This is a genomic window from Thorsellia anophelis DSM 18579 (assembly GCF_900111395.1).
GTDB classification, from domain to species: Bacteria; Pseudomonadota; Gammaproteobacteria; order Enterobacterales; family Thorselliaceae; genus Thorsellia; species Thorsellia anophelis.
On record NZ_FOHV01000007.1, the window covers coordinates 43,131 to 59,464 of the forward strand.

Sequence of the window (16,334 nt, forward strand, 5' to 3'; positions counted from 1 at the left end):
TTTATTTTAGGAAAATATTGTTATCAGAGTAAAGCATTTCAATCAAAATTTAGATAAAAGACAATACCTGACTAAACTACTCGGGTATTGTCTTTTATCTGACTAATTTAGTCAACTATTAAAGTGATTGGAAGTGTAATTCTTTTAGTTACAAAATGTAAATTAAAGAATGCGGTTAATATTATGAATTTAAATTGTTGAAATAATTTAATTAAAATCCCAGTGGCAAAAACAGTTTTATCATTGAATTAGGTGAAGAATAATCAAATGATTCTTCATTCCTTTTGATCAGGAATGAATTTCTCTACTGAGGCTAAAATCCCTCTTAAAATATTCAATTCTTGAGCATTTGGCCTTGCCCTAGTGTATAAGCGTCGTAATCGAGCCATAATTTGTCCTGGATGGGATTTTCGAATAAATTGACTTTTTTGTAGTACGGTTTCTAGATGATCATAAAAACGCTCAAGATCTTCTACTGGTGGATAAGAATCGACCTCTTTTTTAGGCTTTTTTAAGCTTGACTGTAGTTGTTCATCCTCTATCTCAATAGATGCAGTAGTTGCTAGCTCAGCTGTTATATTCGTATTCGTTTGAACATTTAAAGACGATAGCTGCCAAGCAGTTCTGATCTCATAACATACGATTTGTACAGCCATGGCAAGATTAAGTGAGCTATATTCAGGGTTAGCATCGACTGCAAGATGATAATGGCATTGTTGAAGCTCTTCATTGGTCAATCCACTTCGTTCTCGGCCAAACACCATCGCAACTTGGCTATTTTGGGACTCAATCGTGACTTTTTCTCCTGCTTCTCTCGCCGTTAAAATTGGCCAGTCAAGAGAACGTGAACGCGCACTGGTAGCAATAACAAGACCGCATCCGGTAATCGCTTCTTCAAGTGAAGATACTATCTTGGCATGTCCAATAATATCACTTGCGCCAGCGGCTAAAGCAACAGCGTGTGAGTCAATGTTTGCTTTTGGATTAACTAAATATAAATCATGGATTCCCATCGTTTTCATCGCTCGTGCGACAGAACCAATATTACCATTGTGGGAGGTTTCAACTAATACAATTCTAATGTTTTCAAGCATAAAATATAGGGTCTAATTTATTGGAAACATCTGATACTGTTCAAATGCTTTTAGGTGAGTTCAATACTAAGTAAAGCAATAAGATAGATTACATTAAGTTATTAAGTCATTTATTTTTAACTTCGTATTACCAGGCAAAAATAATATTTAGGGCAATATATTAATATAATTAATCAATTTGCTTAGTCTTTTTACTATTTAATAGTTAAAGATTATAACATATAAATTGATATGCCATAAAATAAAGGTGCATTTGATGGCAATTTTAATAGTTTTGGACTAAGGCCTATCTTCTTCATCAGTTTTCGTATTGCTAATATTTTCATAAATTGATAGGTTGTTGACTCGCTCATGTATCGAGTTAATTAAAATATTCGGAGTCATTGCAGTTTGATAAATGCTTTGCTGTTTTGAGAGATAAATATCAGAGTGTATATGTTCGGCAACAATTTTGAGCATAAGCTCATTATTGGTAAATACGCCTTGAGAATGATTTTGGCTGTTAGAAAAAATTAACGCCTTTTTCATATCAATGACCATCATAAAACGTGTTGAGGGATAAAGCGTTTCTTCTTCATTAAGCCGGCAATATAATTCAATAGCAGGGTGAGTTTTTTCGATTTTTTTGAAAGAAAAAGCAATGACTCTTACCCCTCTTGAAATCACTTCATTGAGTTCTTCTTTGAAGAGTGAAAGATTAAAATCAGTGTTCAAATAAATTTCTTTTTCAGCTGAATGAAATGTCTCTCTTACTTTCTTCAACCAAGCATCATAGCCAGTTAAATTAAAAATAAATTCCTGATTCTCTTCTTCTGAAAATATTTTATTAAGCTCATTTTTAAGAAAAGAACAACTATCAATTGTTCTTTTCTCTAGCTCATCTAAAAGAATATTAGGTGCTTTAGCTGAATATTCCTTTGTAGTGCTATCAGTTAAGTAGATGTACTGTTGGTTATATAAGTTATCAATGGAGGAGTAAACACTAGAACGAGATAATCCGATTTCTTTAGCGACCTTATAACCGCTAGATTTTCCGAATTTCAACAGTGCAATATAGACGATAGCATCGGTTTTGCTAAATCCGAATTCAACTAATTTAGTGATTAGATGATCATAGGTCGCAGTATTTTCCATTACTTTCCTCCATTATTTTGTTATGCATAAGTACTTAATTAAACGTCATTATTATCGGCATGTATTGATAAAATTTTTTATATTTAATTTTAAATAATTAAGCTTATACACCCGCATAAGCAATTTGAGATAATAACATTAGTTTGATTAAAATTTGATTAAATTCTAGTTAAATTTTGAATATACATCCACACAAGCCTGGAATTGTGGTGGTTGATTCTAATTGGTAAGGCTTATTAGTAATCAGTTCTTGGTGTTGACCTGTCAGGTGATTGCTTAAGTGAAATATTTTATCTGTAAGTGAGTTGTTGATTAAAATGAGTGTGCTGCCTTTTTGTAACCCAATACAGTTATCATCATTGCCAATATCTAACCAAGTTAACTCATGCAAATGTAAATCGGGTTCTATTTTACGTAATTCGATTAGTCGTTTGATATAGTTTTTCAGGTCAATGCCTTGTTTTTGGATGTCCCATTGCATACATTTTCTAGCGCCTTCAATCGAACCTTGTTTTTTACCATCCAAGCCAATTTCGCCACCGTAATAAATACACGGTGAGCCAGGTTGTAAAAAGAGCAATAAATAAGCTAATTTAGCGCTATGTTTATTGCCATTGCATAGGCTTAACAGTCTGTCTGTATCATGGCTATCGAGTAAATTGAACATGACTTCATTTGCTTGACGAGGATAGTTAATTCTGGCTTGATCTAGGTCTTGCATAAATTGTTTTGCAGTGATGGTTCTATGAGATATAAAGGCATTAATAGCGGTAGCAAGAGGATAATTCATTAATGCATCATATTGATCTCCTCTAACCCATGGATTGCCATCATGCCAAATTTCTCCAAGGATATAACAGTCAGGTTTAATTGCTTTAACGCACTTTCTAAAGTCTCGCCAAAATTGATGATCTATCTCATTAGCAACATCTAAACGCCAACCATCTATATCGAATTCTTTTATCCAGTAGGTCGCAACATCGAGTAAAAATGCCTTGCATTCTGGATTTTCAGTGTTTAATTTTGGCATATTGGCAACATTAGAAAAAGTTTCGTAAGGCAAATTCCAGTAATCTATTTCTTCTTCAAGATCGTTTAAATGAACAGGGAAGCGATTGATCCAAAACCAATCTTTGTAAATTGATTGCTCACCATTTTTAACAACATCAAGCCATTTAGGGAAATTTGCACCAGAGTGATTAAAAACTGCATCAAGCATGATTTTAATGCCATGTTTATGGGCTTTTTCCACTAATAGTTTTAAAGCCTCGTTTCCACCAAAATGCGGATCAATATTATAGTAATCAATCGTATCGTATTTATGATTAGCACTAGCAGTAAAAATAGGGCATAAGTAAATCCCTGTAATCCCCAGGTCAATTAAATAATCTAAATTATCAATAATCCCAAATATATCCCCTCCCATAAAATTTGAGCCTGTAGGTGTGCTACCCCATGGTTCTACATTTTTTGGAGAAATATTAGGCCGACCATTTGCAAAGCGCTCTGGGAATATTTGATACCAAACGGTTGTTTTCACCCAGTTAGGTACAGTTAGGACATCAATTTGATTTAGAAAAGGAAAACAAAACAAATTACCAAGATTCATTAGCACTTTCGTTTCGTCAGTGCTATTTTTTATTACTTCAATATGTTTTTCACCAAAAAAGAGCCGTTCATTACCTGTCATGTCTTCTAATATAAACCCATAACGGGCTCTTTTGTGTGGTGGAGTAAATTCACAAAACCAACAATCAAATAATTCAATTTGTCCCTCTAAAATCATTTCGTGGCGTTCTCCACCAGTCCAAATTGAGTTTACATTCCCGCCTTCTAGATTGCCACCAAGCCCGCCATCTTCCCATTTATACGGATCTCCAATCCATAGCGTGACTTTTTTGACCTCACCTATTGCACTTCTCATTCTAATATGAAGAGTGTCTTTATCATAGGCGTATGCCATTTGGCTTTTGGGTATGTGATGAAGAGCGCTTTTAGTTATCATTTTTATCCTTAGCTTTGAAAATCCAACGGTAAAGTGGTTTTTTTATAGGGTTAAATCAATTCAGATTAATTGTCTTATTTTTTATTTATTGATAGTAGCACAATTTATCCGACTTATTTAGACAGATAGCATGTTATTTGGTTTGATACTATTTTATATCATTCAACAGCTGATTGGCTGCCATTAAAGTATAAAGTGATTAACAAGTTTAATTAACAAAGCTAAATTGTCATGATTATCAGCGTACATCTGGTAAGTCTTGTGAATTAGGTATATATGCGGCGTCTTTAGTATGTGATAGGGATCACAATATTACGAATATAATTGAACTTTTACCTTACAATTAAACGTCATTGAGGAATTTGGTGATTTTGATCACAAACATAATTTCTAAATCTGTCATTATTAACGCATGCAATTTAGTAGTACTTTTAGTGAGACTACTTTTGCGTGTAAGAAGGTATTAACTCTGCTAGGTTCAAGTAGCTTCTTAATCATCTAAATAAAACTCGGAGATGTCTATATGACTATTAATCGTAAAATTCCTTTAGCTTTAGCAATTACATCTGCAATTACATTTGCAAGTTCAGCATTCGCAGTAGATTTCCATGGTTATGCACGTTCAGGAATTGGCTGGACAGGTAGTGGTGGCGATCAAATGTGTTTTCAAGCAGCAGGTGCGCAAACTAAGTATCGTTTAGGAAATGAGTGTGAAACTTATGCTGAAATTAAGTTAGGTCAGGAACTGTGGTCGCAGGATGAAATGAGTTTTTATCTTGATACTAATGTAGCCTATTCCGTTCAGCAACAAAATGATTGGGAATCAACTAATCCAGCATTCCGTGAAATGAATGTTCAAGCTAAAAACGTTATCAAATCTTTACCTGGTGCAACTTTATGGGCAGGTAAACGTTTTTATCAACGTCATGACGTCCATATGATGGACTTTTACTATTGGGATATCTCGGGTCCTGGTGCTGGATTGGAAAATATTGACTTAGGATTTGGTAAATTATCAGTAGCTGCAACTCGTAATACTGAAGCTGGTGGTTCGGGGACTTTTATTAATGGCTCGTTTGATTCTTCTTATTCTTTTGAACTCAATCCAGATAACGGTGAAATTGAAAGAGTAGGCAAAGGCGGGAAAACTAGTAATGATATATTTGATGTTAGGTTGGCTGGTTTAGCTATAAACCAAGGTGGATCATTAGAGTTAGGTGTTACTTATGGTAGAGCAAATACAAAAGAAGGGTTTACATTAGATGATAAAGCTTCTAAAGATGGATTTTTATTAACTGCTGAACATACCCAAAGTTTAATGGATGGATTTAACAAATTTGTTGTTCAGTATGCCAATGACTCTATGACTTCTTGGAATGGTGGTCATTCTGAAGGTTCAAAAACTTCAAATAATGGTGATATGATTCGTGTATTAAATCATGGTGCAGTGAAATTACACCGTGACTGGGAAATGATGTATTCAGCAATGTATCAAGATATTAGTTTGGATAATGATGGTGGTAATAAGTGGATGACTGCAGGTGTCAGACCAATGTACAAATGGACACCTATTATGAGCACATTATTAGAGGTTGGCTATGATCATGTTAATCAAGAATCTAATGATGAAAATAGTGATTTATTTAAAGTTACTTTAGCTCAGCAATGGCAGGCTGGAGACAGTATTTGGTCAAGACCAGCAGTAAGATTATTCACAACATATGGTAGCAGTTCATCTTGGACAGACGGTGCTACTCAGCGTGTTCGTTTTAACCAAGATGATATTACATTTGGCGCACAAGTTGAAGCTTGGTGGTAATCGTATTTTGATTTAATAAGTTAGAATGGCACGATAGTAGGTTAATTTTCTATTATCGTGCTATTGTTTTTTGTGAACCGGTTAATTAGAGCGCATTTATTTTAAATCATATTGTAAGCGTGGTTTAAAATAAGTTACACTCATTAATAAATCACGATAATTTAAATTTGCGTCATAGAACATGGATTTCCGAAAAATGAAAAAACAAACTTCAAAACTCACCAATCAAATTCTAAAAGTACTGACTATTTCAACAATGAGTGTCTTTTTTGCGTATCCTTCATTTGCTGATAGTGAACCCAAAATACCCGCTATTTATGCTCAAGATGTACAAGGCATCCAATGGGAAACCTTTATTCCAAATATTAAAAAAGAAGTTGTGATTGGTAGTGGCTCGCCCTCCATTAATTCTGCTGGAATTAATGGGCGAATCGCTGCGATTACTATGCCTGCTGATAGAGGCACTCTTGATATTAATATCACAAGTGTTATTGAAAATAGTCAGGTTTTTATTCCGAATGTGTTAGTTCTTGACGAAAGTTTTCAACCTGCTGCATTTTTTGCCAGTAAGCATTTTAAGTATGAGCAAGCAGGGATTATGAGTAATGATCGTGTTGAGGGTAAAATTAAACTTACACCTGCGATTGGTCAAAAACAAATTTATCTTGTTATTTTCACAAGCCCAGAAGATCTAAAAGGTCAAACTACTATGGTAGCAGCTGCAAAAGCCTATGCAGCAGGAACGGGGCATGCTATTCCTGATATTCCAGACCCAATCGCAAGACATGCATCTGAAGGTAGATTAATTGTAGAAGTTAAAGCCCAAAATAATAGTAACGATAATGTAATTGTTGGCTTACCGCTATTTAATAGTAGCGATAAAGATGTGGTTAAAGCTGAGCTGCTTTCTAGTAATGTAAACACTGCTACAACAGTTAATCAGGCACCTAAACCAATCCTTTCTGAAACTGCAAATTATTTTGATGAAAATATTAAAAATGCTGTTGCAGCAGGGGATATTAATAAAGCGTTGCAATTACTTGAAGAAGCAGAAAGATTAGGTTCAAAAACTGCTCGGAATACTTTTGTTAAAAGTATAGAACAAAAATAAGTTATGTTTGATATTTTACCAATTGCGTCGTAGCCCCTAAGTAAATTAGGCTATGGCTCAAAGATTGGTAAAATCTAACTTTCATTTATACATAGTCGACTTAAATAAAAGGGATGATAGTTTTAGCTAACGATCATTCCTTTTTAACTTTTTTACTCAGACCTGATTATTTAAGGGGTTGGTAAGTATTCTTGTTAAGAATTTAAAGGTTGTAAAATATTTATTTTAATCATATTGTTGCTGGCAAGGTAGGGTTAATGTAATAACAAAACAAAGGTTTTCTGAAGTAATACGAATACTCCCTTGATGTGCTTTAATAATTGCCTGCGTAATTGAAAGTCCAATCCCAAACCCTTCTTTATCTTGATGTTTTCCTCTAGCAGGGTCTAATCGGTAAAATCTATCAAATAATTTATCAAGTTGACTATTATCTATGGGGGAGTCAATTTTATTTTGTATTGAAAAAGTTATAGTTTCATCAGAATAAGTAAGAGTGATATTGATTTTTGAATTAGGTGATGAATATAAGATGGCATTTAAAATTATATTAGATAGAGCTCTTTGCATCATCGATTCATTCCCTACCACATTAAATTGTGATATTTCATCTGTTGCAGAAAGTGCGGAATCTACTGACAATGCAAAGCTAACTTGATTGTCTTCTGTTAGCGCATCGAAGTAATCTAGTATATTGTTAATTAAGTTTAAAAAATTAAACTGGCCAAGGTCGGGAAGTATTGCTTGGTTATCTGCTTGCGCTAAAAATAGCATATCATTAATCATTTTAGATAACCGTTCGAATTCTTCTAAATTGGCGTACAGGACTTCTTCGTACGCATGATTATCACGGGGACGTTGTAAAATAATTTGAGTTTGGGTGATGAGATTAGTCATGGGAGTTCTAAGTTCATGAGCTATATCAGCACTGAAACTCCCTTGTTTTTCAAATAAGCTATCTATTTTATCCATCATCTGGTTGAATGATTGGATAAGCGTTTTTAATTCTATTGGGTATTTTTCTTGCGTAATTCTAGTTTTTAACTTACCAGTTGCAATATGATCTAAGGTTAGACTGATCTTATGGATGGGTTTATGTCCTCGTTTTACCAAAATATAGGCAAAAAACATCACAAGTAGAGCCATAAAAATAGATAAGGCTAATAATTGCAGACGGAGTTCTTTAAGGTAGTGTTCATGAAATTGCGTATCTAATCCAACAATCACAGCTTTGATTGTTAAAGTTGAGTTATCATTAGGTTGTTTGGTTGATGATTGTAATTGATGAGTGTGTTGCCCTTCAGGTAACAGTAAAATGATTACCCGATAATGGGTAAGATCGCTCTGCCAACTTTTAAAAAGGTATGCATCTTGAACCTCATCCGAATGTGAGATATGACGGTGTGTATTTTTTTCGTATTGATGTGAAAGGTGTTGTTTGATTTCAGTTGGTGTTAATGTTTCTAAAAACTGACCTACCTTTTTGTCAATTAAAAGTTTGTCTTTTTCATTTATCTCGTTGATAAAATTCATTATGCTAATGCTGCTAATAAAAGAGGAATGATTATCTAGCATGGCATTGAAACTAAAACTCGCTGTGTATGCAAATATAGGTTGGTGCATATTAAGCGATTGATTAAGGCCGTGAAAACTCATAGTCTGTTGCATGCGGTGTTGATTATTGGCAATTGTATTTGCAAATGAGGTTAACTGCGCATTATCTTGCATCTCAAAATGATGGGTAATACTGCGTTCTACTAACAAAGTTACGCTAATAAGTGTTAATAGTAGAAGAGCGCCGACTGTGAGTGTCAGCGATCGAGTCATTGAGTAAGATGCGTGTTTTATCTTCATGTCTAAAAATTTGATTAGTAGAAACTGTAGTTTGAATGATTATTTTATCAACCAATACGCTGATGCTTTATTTTAACTTGGGGGTACTACATCTAAAAAATAACCCATCCCACGTTTTGTATGGATAAGTTTTACCTCATAACCATGGTCGATTTTATGACGTAATCTTTTTATAGCAACATCTATGACGTTGGTATCGCTGTCAAAATTGATATCCCAAACACGAGAGGCAATCACCGCCCTTGTTAACACTTCACCTTGATGCAGAGCAAGTAATTCAAGTAGCAGATATTCTTTAGGGGTGAGATGAATGATTCTACCATCACGATAAACCAAATGTTTTAATCTGTCTATTTTTAAGTCTGCAATCGTAAAATCACTATAGTGATGATATTTATCTACATTCTCTTGCAAGCTAACGTTTGCTGTATATGGTGTCATGTTGGTTAGTTGACTTCTACGAATTAAACTTTTAATCCTTGCTAGAAGTTCAGCAAAAGCAAAGGGTTTAGCAAGATAGTCATCAGCACTAATTTCAAAACTTTTTACCTTGTCTTCTAAGGAGTCTCTCGCAGTTAGAATTAGGATAGGGACTAGAAATCCATTTTTCCTCAAAGCATGAGTAATCGCCCAGCCATTGAGTTTAGGTAACATAATATCAATAACCAATATATCATAATGCTCTGACTGCGCTAGATGAAGTCCAGCCTCTCCATCAGTTGCTAAATCAACGACAAACCCTGATTCTTCTAATCCCTGCTTCAAATATTGCCCTGTTTTAATTTCATCTTCAATGATTAACAGTTTCATTTGTTACTCCATGTAGTTTGTATCGATGCATTGATTTAGCTGAGAATACTTGGATGAATGCTGCTGATTTATTTTCAATAAATCATTCTCATAGGCGGTGATTCTAATGTATCAGATATAGCCAGTCCATGCCTTTAGTGCGATAAAGTAATCGAAGGGTTTGATTGCATAATGGAATCAATCTATTCTGACAATATTGTCATTTTATTGTCAGCAAAATGTCAGAAATCAAGTGTTAAACTCAATCCTTGTCATGACTTAATTATATTTAAGATGACGTTTAGTTTTTATATTAGGTAATTTAAAAACGATAAAAGAGATAAGTCTAATAATGCTGGCGATGATGAAATCAACTTATTAATTAAAAAGGATATGATTATGAAACGAGCAAACCTTGCAATACTTCTAAGTATGAGCATGATATTACCTAGCCTGGCTGCTCCTAATAATGCAGGGCATGGAATGGATCATAGCAATATGGGTCACAGTAATATGGACCATGCTCAGATGGGGCATGGTAAAATGAATCATGCGAATACACATTCAACTGCTACTCAAGATCACTCAATGCATAACATGACTGACATGCAAAGTATGATGCAAAACAAAATGCAGCCAGCTGAGTTTTTTAATTTGCCTAAGAATCAACCTTTACAGGCATTGCCTTTAGTCAAAAACTTAAGTCAGGAAAGTGGCGAGTTTAAAGCTGAGTTAAATCCTATGCTGACAGAGGTAGCCTTGACGGAGCAAGTTAAGCCGACGTTTTGGCTATATAATGGTATGATGTTACCTGTTATTGATGTGAATCTAGGCGATAAAATTGATATTACGGTCAATAACCAGTTAACAGAACCAACGACCATTCATTGGCATGGTTTATCTGTTCCCCCATCACAAGATGGTAATCCACACGATCCAATATTATCTCAGCAAACTGGGCGCTATCAATTTGACATCACGTCTGATATGAGTGGTAGCCATTGGTTTCATCCTCACACTCACTTATTAACTGGTAAGCAAGTAGCACAAGGACTTGCTGGTCTATTTATTGTTCGCGATCCAAACGATCCACTACAACACTTACCAGAACAAAATCTTTTTTTCTCTGATCTGAAACTAGATGAGACAGGGCAAATTGCTCCTAATGATATGCTGGATTTAATGAATGGTCGAGAAGGTCAATTTGCATTAATTAATGGACAATGGCAACCTGAAGTGACTTTATCTGGGACTGAGCGCTGGCGTTTATGGAATGGTAATTCCGCTAGATATCTTAATTTTGATTTTCCAGAAGATTCTGTTGAGGTATTTCTGGTTGCTACAGATGGCGGATTGATAGAAAAGCCGATTAAACTGAGTTCATTATTATTGACACCAGGTGAGCGGGCTGAAATTGTTATATCATCTAAAGATTTGAAGCCTTTTAATTTGATATCTAAAGCATATGATCGTGATAAAATGGGGCCAGTTGCCAAAGAAGAAGATATCATCTTGGCTAGTGTTCGGGTTGTAGACGGAAAAAAAATTGATTTACCTAGTAACCTCGCAAAATTAACCGCTTTAGGTGAACCTGTTGTCACTCGTCAATTAATTTATACTGAAGAAATGATGCCCATGCGATTTTTAATAAATGGCAAGTCTCATGATATGAATCGCATCGACTTTACAGCAAAAAAAGGGGATGTAGAGTTGTGGGAAGTCACTAATAATAGTCACATGGATCACAATTTTCATTTGCACGGACCTCAATTTCAGGTGGTGGAGTTTGAACGTAATGGTGTGATTACTAAACCTGATTATCTCTTATATAAAGATACGATTAACATTAGGCCAGGTGAGACACTTCGCATTTTGACGCAGCAAAACCACTTAGGTATTAGGATGTATCATTGCCATGTTTTAGAACATGAAGATGCAGGGATGATGGGGCAATTAGAAGTGCTCTAGCTAGATTGCATTCATGTTATCCATTCTCTACTCATGTGTTTGCCGCTACATGAGTGGAGGAAAATTTAAAGCCCCTCTGATTTTTCTCTAACTGATTTATTTCTATATCATGGATTACATTTAGTAAATGATTTTATTCTGTTATATCAATTAAGATATTTTATTCATAATCTAGGTATCGAGTAAGTTATGATCTAACACGTTTTCAATTTACTGGCGGTGTAGCACGTTATGTTATTGAAGGTGCTGAGTATAAAATATGTTAAGAAATGATTAATATTTGTTGCCATACTCTAATTATGTTACCATTACACGTTATTTATGCTTTTATCTGGTTTTTTAAAGGACTGCATGGGAGCAGATTGATTGAATTTCTATTAACTAATTAACTTAATAATTTATTTGAGGTTTGAAATGGCGTATTCACCAAAATGGCAAAAAAGATTTGATTTTTATGAAAAACATGGGTTACCAAACACGCCTGGTTTTAAAGCGGAATTTAAAAATTTAGGCTTTATGGACAGGTTAACAGTTTCAATTAACTTTATCGGTTTTTTCTTTAGCTGGATCTATATGCTAGTTCTAGGCCGTCCTAAGCAAGCTGTGACAATTTTAGTAGTGAGCATTTTATTCCAAGTTGTAGTCTATGCAGCTGCATATATTCTCGTTTCATTAGGGATTAGTCCAAAGGTATTTAGTTTTGTATCGACAGCTGGTGGGTTCTTACTTCAATACGCACATGGCCAAATTGCAAATGTGTCTTACTATTATAAAGAAATCAAAGGCGAGCCAGATTGTTTTAATCCATATAAATACGTTAAACTCTGGTAAAACTATGCTAGTTTAATCATTTTTCATTGCTATTTTTTGCTGAAATAGCAATGATTTAATCAGGTTTATCCTCTACATTTTTTTATGCCAGTTGCAATTTATTTAATGTTTGCTACTGTTTTATTCATTACCTGACTCTTTGCCTAACTGGCCTACAATCAGCTTGCCGTGAAATTCATTCGTGCTCAATTGATTAGATACATCTTTTAAATTCTTATCACTCACGCCGCCACAAGCAACAAAAGTAATTTTATTCTTTGCATATTGGATTAATGACTCAAAGTGCTCAATATGATCATAAATAGAGATGCCTGATGCTGAAGACAAAATGCGATCACACCCTAATTGAGTTATTTTATCGATTGCTGCGAGTTTATCATCTATTTCATCAAAGGCTTTATGAAACGTGATAGCCATTGGTTTTGCACAATCAATCAGCGTGTTAATACGAGAATCAATTTGATTATTTTTATCTAATGCACCAATTACGACTCCTGCTACGCCAAGAGTCTTACATAGAGTGATATCTTGTAGCATGATTTTAAATTCGGCTTCTGAAAAATGAAAATTGCCACCTCTAGGACGAATCAGAACAAAAATAGGTAAAGGAACATCTTTTATTGTCTGTGCAATCGTGCCCATAGATGGGGTAACTCCGCCAACGGTTAAGTCAGCGCATAACTCAATCCTATCTGCCCCTTTTTTCCAAGCTTGTATTGCTTGTGTATATCCATCAACACAGGCTTCTTTTATGACCGATCTTGTATCTGCATCCATAGTAATCACCTCTAAATAATTGCTAAATTGCCAGTATCAGTCACATTATACCCTGTTATGGAATATTTTAACAAAATAGCTCAAAATCTGATTATGCTCTTTAGTATTTTAACAATCAATGTGCTTGTATTTATTTAATATTTCATCAGGTCTCGTTAACTATAAAAGTTGGATGTAATTACAAAAAAATACAAATATTGTATATATTTCATTGCTAAATGTAATCAATGATAATAAAATACTTAAAATGATAATGAAAGTTACAATATAATAAGTTTTGAAAGTTTGTTTTTAATTTAGCCAGATTACGGAAGCGGAAAATAAAATGAAGAGTCATTCATGGACGAGAACCAACATTAAGTGGGTTGTAGGTGCTGTGGTGCAAAGTGCTAGAAACTCTTTGTGCCTGGCTATTACTATGGCAGCTTATCTCCCTTTTTCGGTTCACGCAAACCTTAGCGAAAGCCTGGTTAACGCTGAGCAAAATCAAACCGTGTCTTATCGACTTGTTGAAGAAACAAGTCTCTATCAACTTGCTTTACAAAGCCAAATAACGATAGATGACTTACGTGCTTTAAACCATGGTAATTTAGATAACAGAACACATCTAAAAGCAGGCGAGCAACTTCTCTTACCTGCTAATTCATCTTTAGTGGCTAATATTAAGCTAAATACACCTGAGGCAATTAACTTACCTGATTTAGGTGGGGCTTCTGGTAAGCAAGTAAAACAAAAAAATGGCTCTGAGGTTATTTTACAAGCGCAAGAATTGGGTGAGAGCTTAGTTGAGCAAACTCCTTTAACGCCATTATTAGCAGAGACAGCAGAAGAACGCTTAGCGAAAAGTGCTGTATATGTTATCGATAAGGGCTGGGAAAATTTTAGTATTGATAAGCTTGAGCAAAGTGCTGAATCATGGGCGACTAGCCGCGCGAAATCCGCTGTAATGCAACCGATTCAGCAAGGTGCGAATGAGTTATTAGGTAAATTTGGTAAAGCGCAATCAACTATTTCAATTGATGAAAAAGGAAGTTTAAAAGGTAGTAGTTTTTCTCTTTTGAGTCCTATTTTTGATAATAATGAATCATTAATATTTGCTCAAACAGGGGTTCATCAACAAGGGAGTGGTGATGAAGACCGTTTGATTGGTAATTTTGGTTTGGGGTATCGTTATGATACTGATGCCTATTTAGTTGGTGCAAATGCGTTTTTTGACCATGATTTCACAGGTTATAACAGTCGTCTTGGACTTGGTACCGAGCTTTGGATGGATAATGCGAAGTTGTCTGCGAACTATTACATGCCCTTATCTGACTGGCGTGATTCAAAAGTTTTAGAAAACTTTGAAGAGCGTGCAGCAGAAGGATTTGATGTGCGAGCTCAGGGGTATTTACCTTCTTACCCCCAGTTAGGTGCATCTGCAGTATTTGAGCAGTATTTTGGAGATCAAGTTGCCTTGTTTGGTGTGAATGATCGTCAAAAAGACCCGTACGCAGCGACGATAGGGATAGATTACACACCTGTCCCGTTACTGACGCTTAAAGCATCGCAAAAGTTTGGACAAGAGGGTAAAACAGATACTCGCTTGGATCTTAATTTAAATTTACAAGTCGGCAAGCCAATTGAAGAGCAGCTTGATCCAAACAATGTTGCATTAGCCCGTAGTTTAAAAGGTAGTCGTTATGATTTAGTTGATAGAAATTACGACATTGTGCTTGAATACCGTGAAAAACCGAATAATAGTATTAAACTGGCCAGTGAAGTTGTTTTAGAGTACACAACAAAAGAACTGAGTATTCAAAATAGTGAATTAACTGCTCCTTCAAACGTTGAATGGGATGTAGTTTATCAAGGTATACCAGTTAATCCAGATAGTTTTCTTAGTTATGATGCAGGTAACTGGGAGTTTAATGCCCCAGATTGGAAGCGTTCAAGCGATCCTGAAATGAATAAATATTATGTTACGATGACAGTGAATTTATCAGATGGTGAGCAGTTGGTTTCTAATGAAGCTGTTGTGACCGTCATTCCTGATAGAGGTGGGTTTATCAAGACAATCAGAGGCGCGGCATTTACGAATAATGAAGACTACACATTAAAAAGTGATACAGATGGAGATGGGTTTGATGATTATACGACCTATTTTGAAGCTTGGGCAACGCGTCCTACTGATCGTTTAAATGATGATAACACCAAAGTATATGAAAATGATATCGATGCTATCCCAAGATTTTCATTCTATTTAAATGATAGGGACATCACTAATGAGTTAAAAGGGAGATATGCCTATCAAGATGAAGATAATGATGGGCTATGGGAACTAACGCTAAGTTATCAATATGCCTCTGATGTGACAGTGAAAGTTGATTTTGATTCGGAAGATTTTGACTATAGAGAAGCGGTTGCTGAGGCTAATTTCGTTTCCCTTAAAGGGCCTTATACTGTTTTGATATTCGACCAAGGTCCTGACGGTATGGCAATAAATCTTAAGCGTCAGCTACAAGATGATGAGCCTATTAAACCTGATACGTATTATCGTGCTGAAATCAGAGATGAAAATGGCACTGATGTCACAAGGTTTTTCATAGATACGTTACGCTGGCGTTATTTTAACCCAGAGACAGGAACGACTGATGATCTCCCATCATGGATAAGCCGTTGTGATAATAAAGCTATGTTTTCAACACAAATCACAAATAATAAAAATAATGATTTAAGCCCTACAATTACAGGTTCATTGGTCGATGGAATGGATGGGGTTATTCCTACTCCTAATGAGCAAGGATTGCAACTGTATATAGAATACAATCCAAGCAAACCTAAATTAAATTCACCTACACCTACTAATGGTAATGCTAGTCGTTGTAGTGATTTTAAATATGTGGCTTGATGAGATTTGAGTGTGCTAATGAACGCTCATCAATTGGTGTAATGTTTGTGTAATGATAGTTATTT

The 16,334-nt window shown here is 35.1% G+C and carries 11 protein-coding genes; 5 read left to right on the forward strand and 6 right to left on the reverse strand.

Annotation, left to right across the window (positions count from 1 at the left end; translation table 11 throughout):
* Positions 1-275: 275 nt before the first annotated feature.
* The 3 genes from trmJ to BMW37_RS05665 all read right to left on the reverse strand — a co-directional run bounded on the left by trmJ (position 276) and on the right by BMW37_RS05665 (position 4,233).
* A complete protein-coding gene (trmJ, locus tag BMW37_RS05655; RefSeq protein WP_093318484.1) occupies positions 276-1,094 on the reverse strand; it encodes a tRNA (cytosine(32)/uridine(32)-2'-O)-methyltransferase TrmJ in 819 nt (272 codons plus the stop codon).
* Positions 1,095-1,373: 279 nt separating this feature from the next.
* Positions 1,374-2,228: a TrmB family transcriptional regulator gene (locus BMW37_RS05660; RefSeq protein ID WP_093318485.1), complete on the reverse strand. Its 855-nt coding sequence runs from the start codon at positions 2,226-2,228 to the stop codon at positions 1,374-1,376.
* 169 nt (positions 2,229-2,397) lie between these two features.
* Positions 2,398-4,233: a glycoside hydrolase family 13 protein gene (locus tag BMW37_RS05665; protein ID WP_093318486.1), complete on the reverse strand. Its 1,836-nt coding sequence runs from the start codon at positions 4,231-4,233 to the stop codon at positions 2,398-2,400.
* A 523-nt stretch (positions 4,234-4,756) separates the two neighbouring features.
* Here BMW37_RS05665 and BMW37_RS05670 point away from each other — a divergent pair.
* Entirely contained in the window at positions 4,757-6,052 is a 1,296-nt protein-coding gene (locus BMW37_RS05670; protein WP_093318487.1) for a maltoporin, read from the forward strand.
* Positions 6,053-6,248: 196 nt separating this feature from the next.
* On the forward strand, positions 6,249-7,163 hold the full coding sequence (malM, locus tag BMW37_RS05675) for a maltose operon protein MalM (protein WP_177168591.1): 915 nt from the start codon (positions 6,249-6,251) through the stop codon (positions 7,161-7,163).
* A gap of 225 nt (positions 7,164-7,388) precedes the next feature.
* Here malM and BMW37_RS05680 read toward each other — a convergent pair whose 3' ends face one another.
* Positions 7,389-8,987: a heavy metal sensor histidine kinase gene (locus tag BMW37_RS05680; RefSeq protein ID WP_177168592.1), complete on the reverse strand. Its 1,599-nt coding sequence runs from the start codon at positions 8,985-8,987 to the stop codon at positions 7,389-7,391.
* A 99-nt stretch (positions 8,988-9,086) separates the two neighbouring features.
* Entirely contained in the window at positions 9,087-9,824 is a 738-nt protein-coding gene (locus BMW37_RS05685) for a heavy metal response regulator transcription factor (RefSeq protein WP_093318490.1), read from the reverse strand.
* Between the two features lie 378 nt (positions 9,825-10,202).
* Here BMW37_RS05685 and BMW37_RS05690 point away from each other — a divergent pair, with 378 nt between their 5' ends.
* Positions 10,203-11,771, forward strand: a complete 1,569-nt coding sequence (locus tag BMW37_RS05690) for a multicopper oxidase family protein (protein ID WP_177168593.1) — start codon at positions 10,203-10,205, stop codon at positions 11,769-11,771.
* Positions 11,772-12,185: 414 nt separating this feature from the next.
* Complete coding sequence (locus BMW37_RS05695; protein WP_093318493.1) at positions 12,186-12,602, forward strand: DUF2628 domain-containing protein; 417 nt, start codon at positions 12,186-12,188, stop codon at positions 12,600-12,602.
* Between the two features lie 120 nt (positions 12,603-12,722).
* Here the strand turns inward: BMW37_RS05695 and BMW37_RS05700 are convergent, their stop codons facing one another.
* Positions 12,723-13,379: a copper homeostasis protein CutC gene (locus BMW37_RS05700; RefSeq protein WP_093318495.1), complete on the reverse strand. Its 657-nt coding sequence runs from the start codon at positions 13,377-13,379 to the stop codon at positions 12,723-12,725.
* Positions 13,380-13,704: 325 nt separating this feature from the next.
* On the opposite strand from BMW37_RS05700, the gene BMW37_RS05705 reads away from it, so the two are divergent.
* Positions 13,705-16,269 carry an inverse autotransporter beta domain-containing protein gene (locus BMW37_RS05705; RefSeq protein ID WP_093318497.1) on the forward strand — a complete coding sequence of 855 codons (2,565 nt, stop codon included), beginning with the start codon at positions 13,705-13,707 and terminating at the stop codon, positions 16,267-16,269.
* The last annotated feature ends 65 nt before the right edge of the window (positions 16,270-16,334 follow it).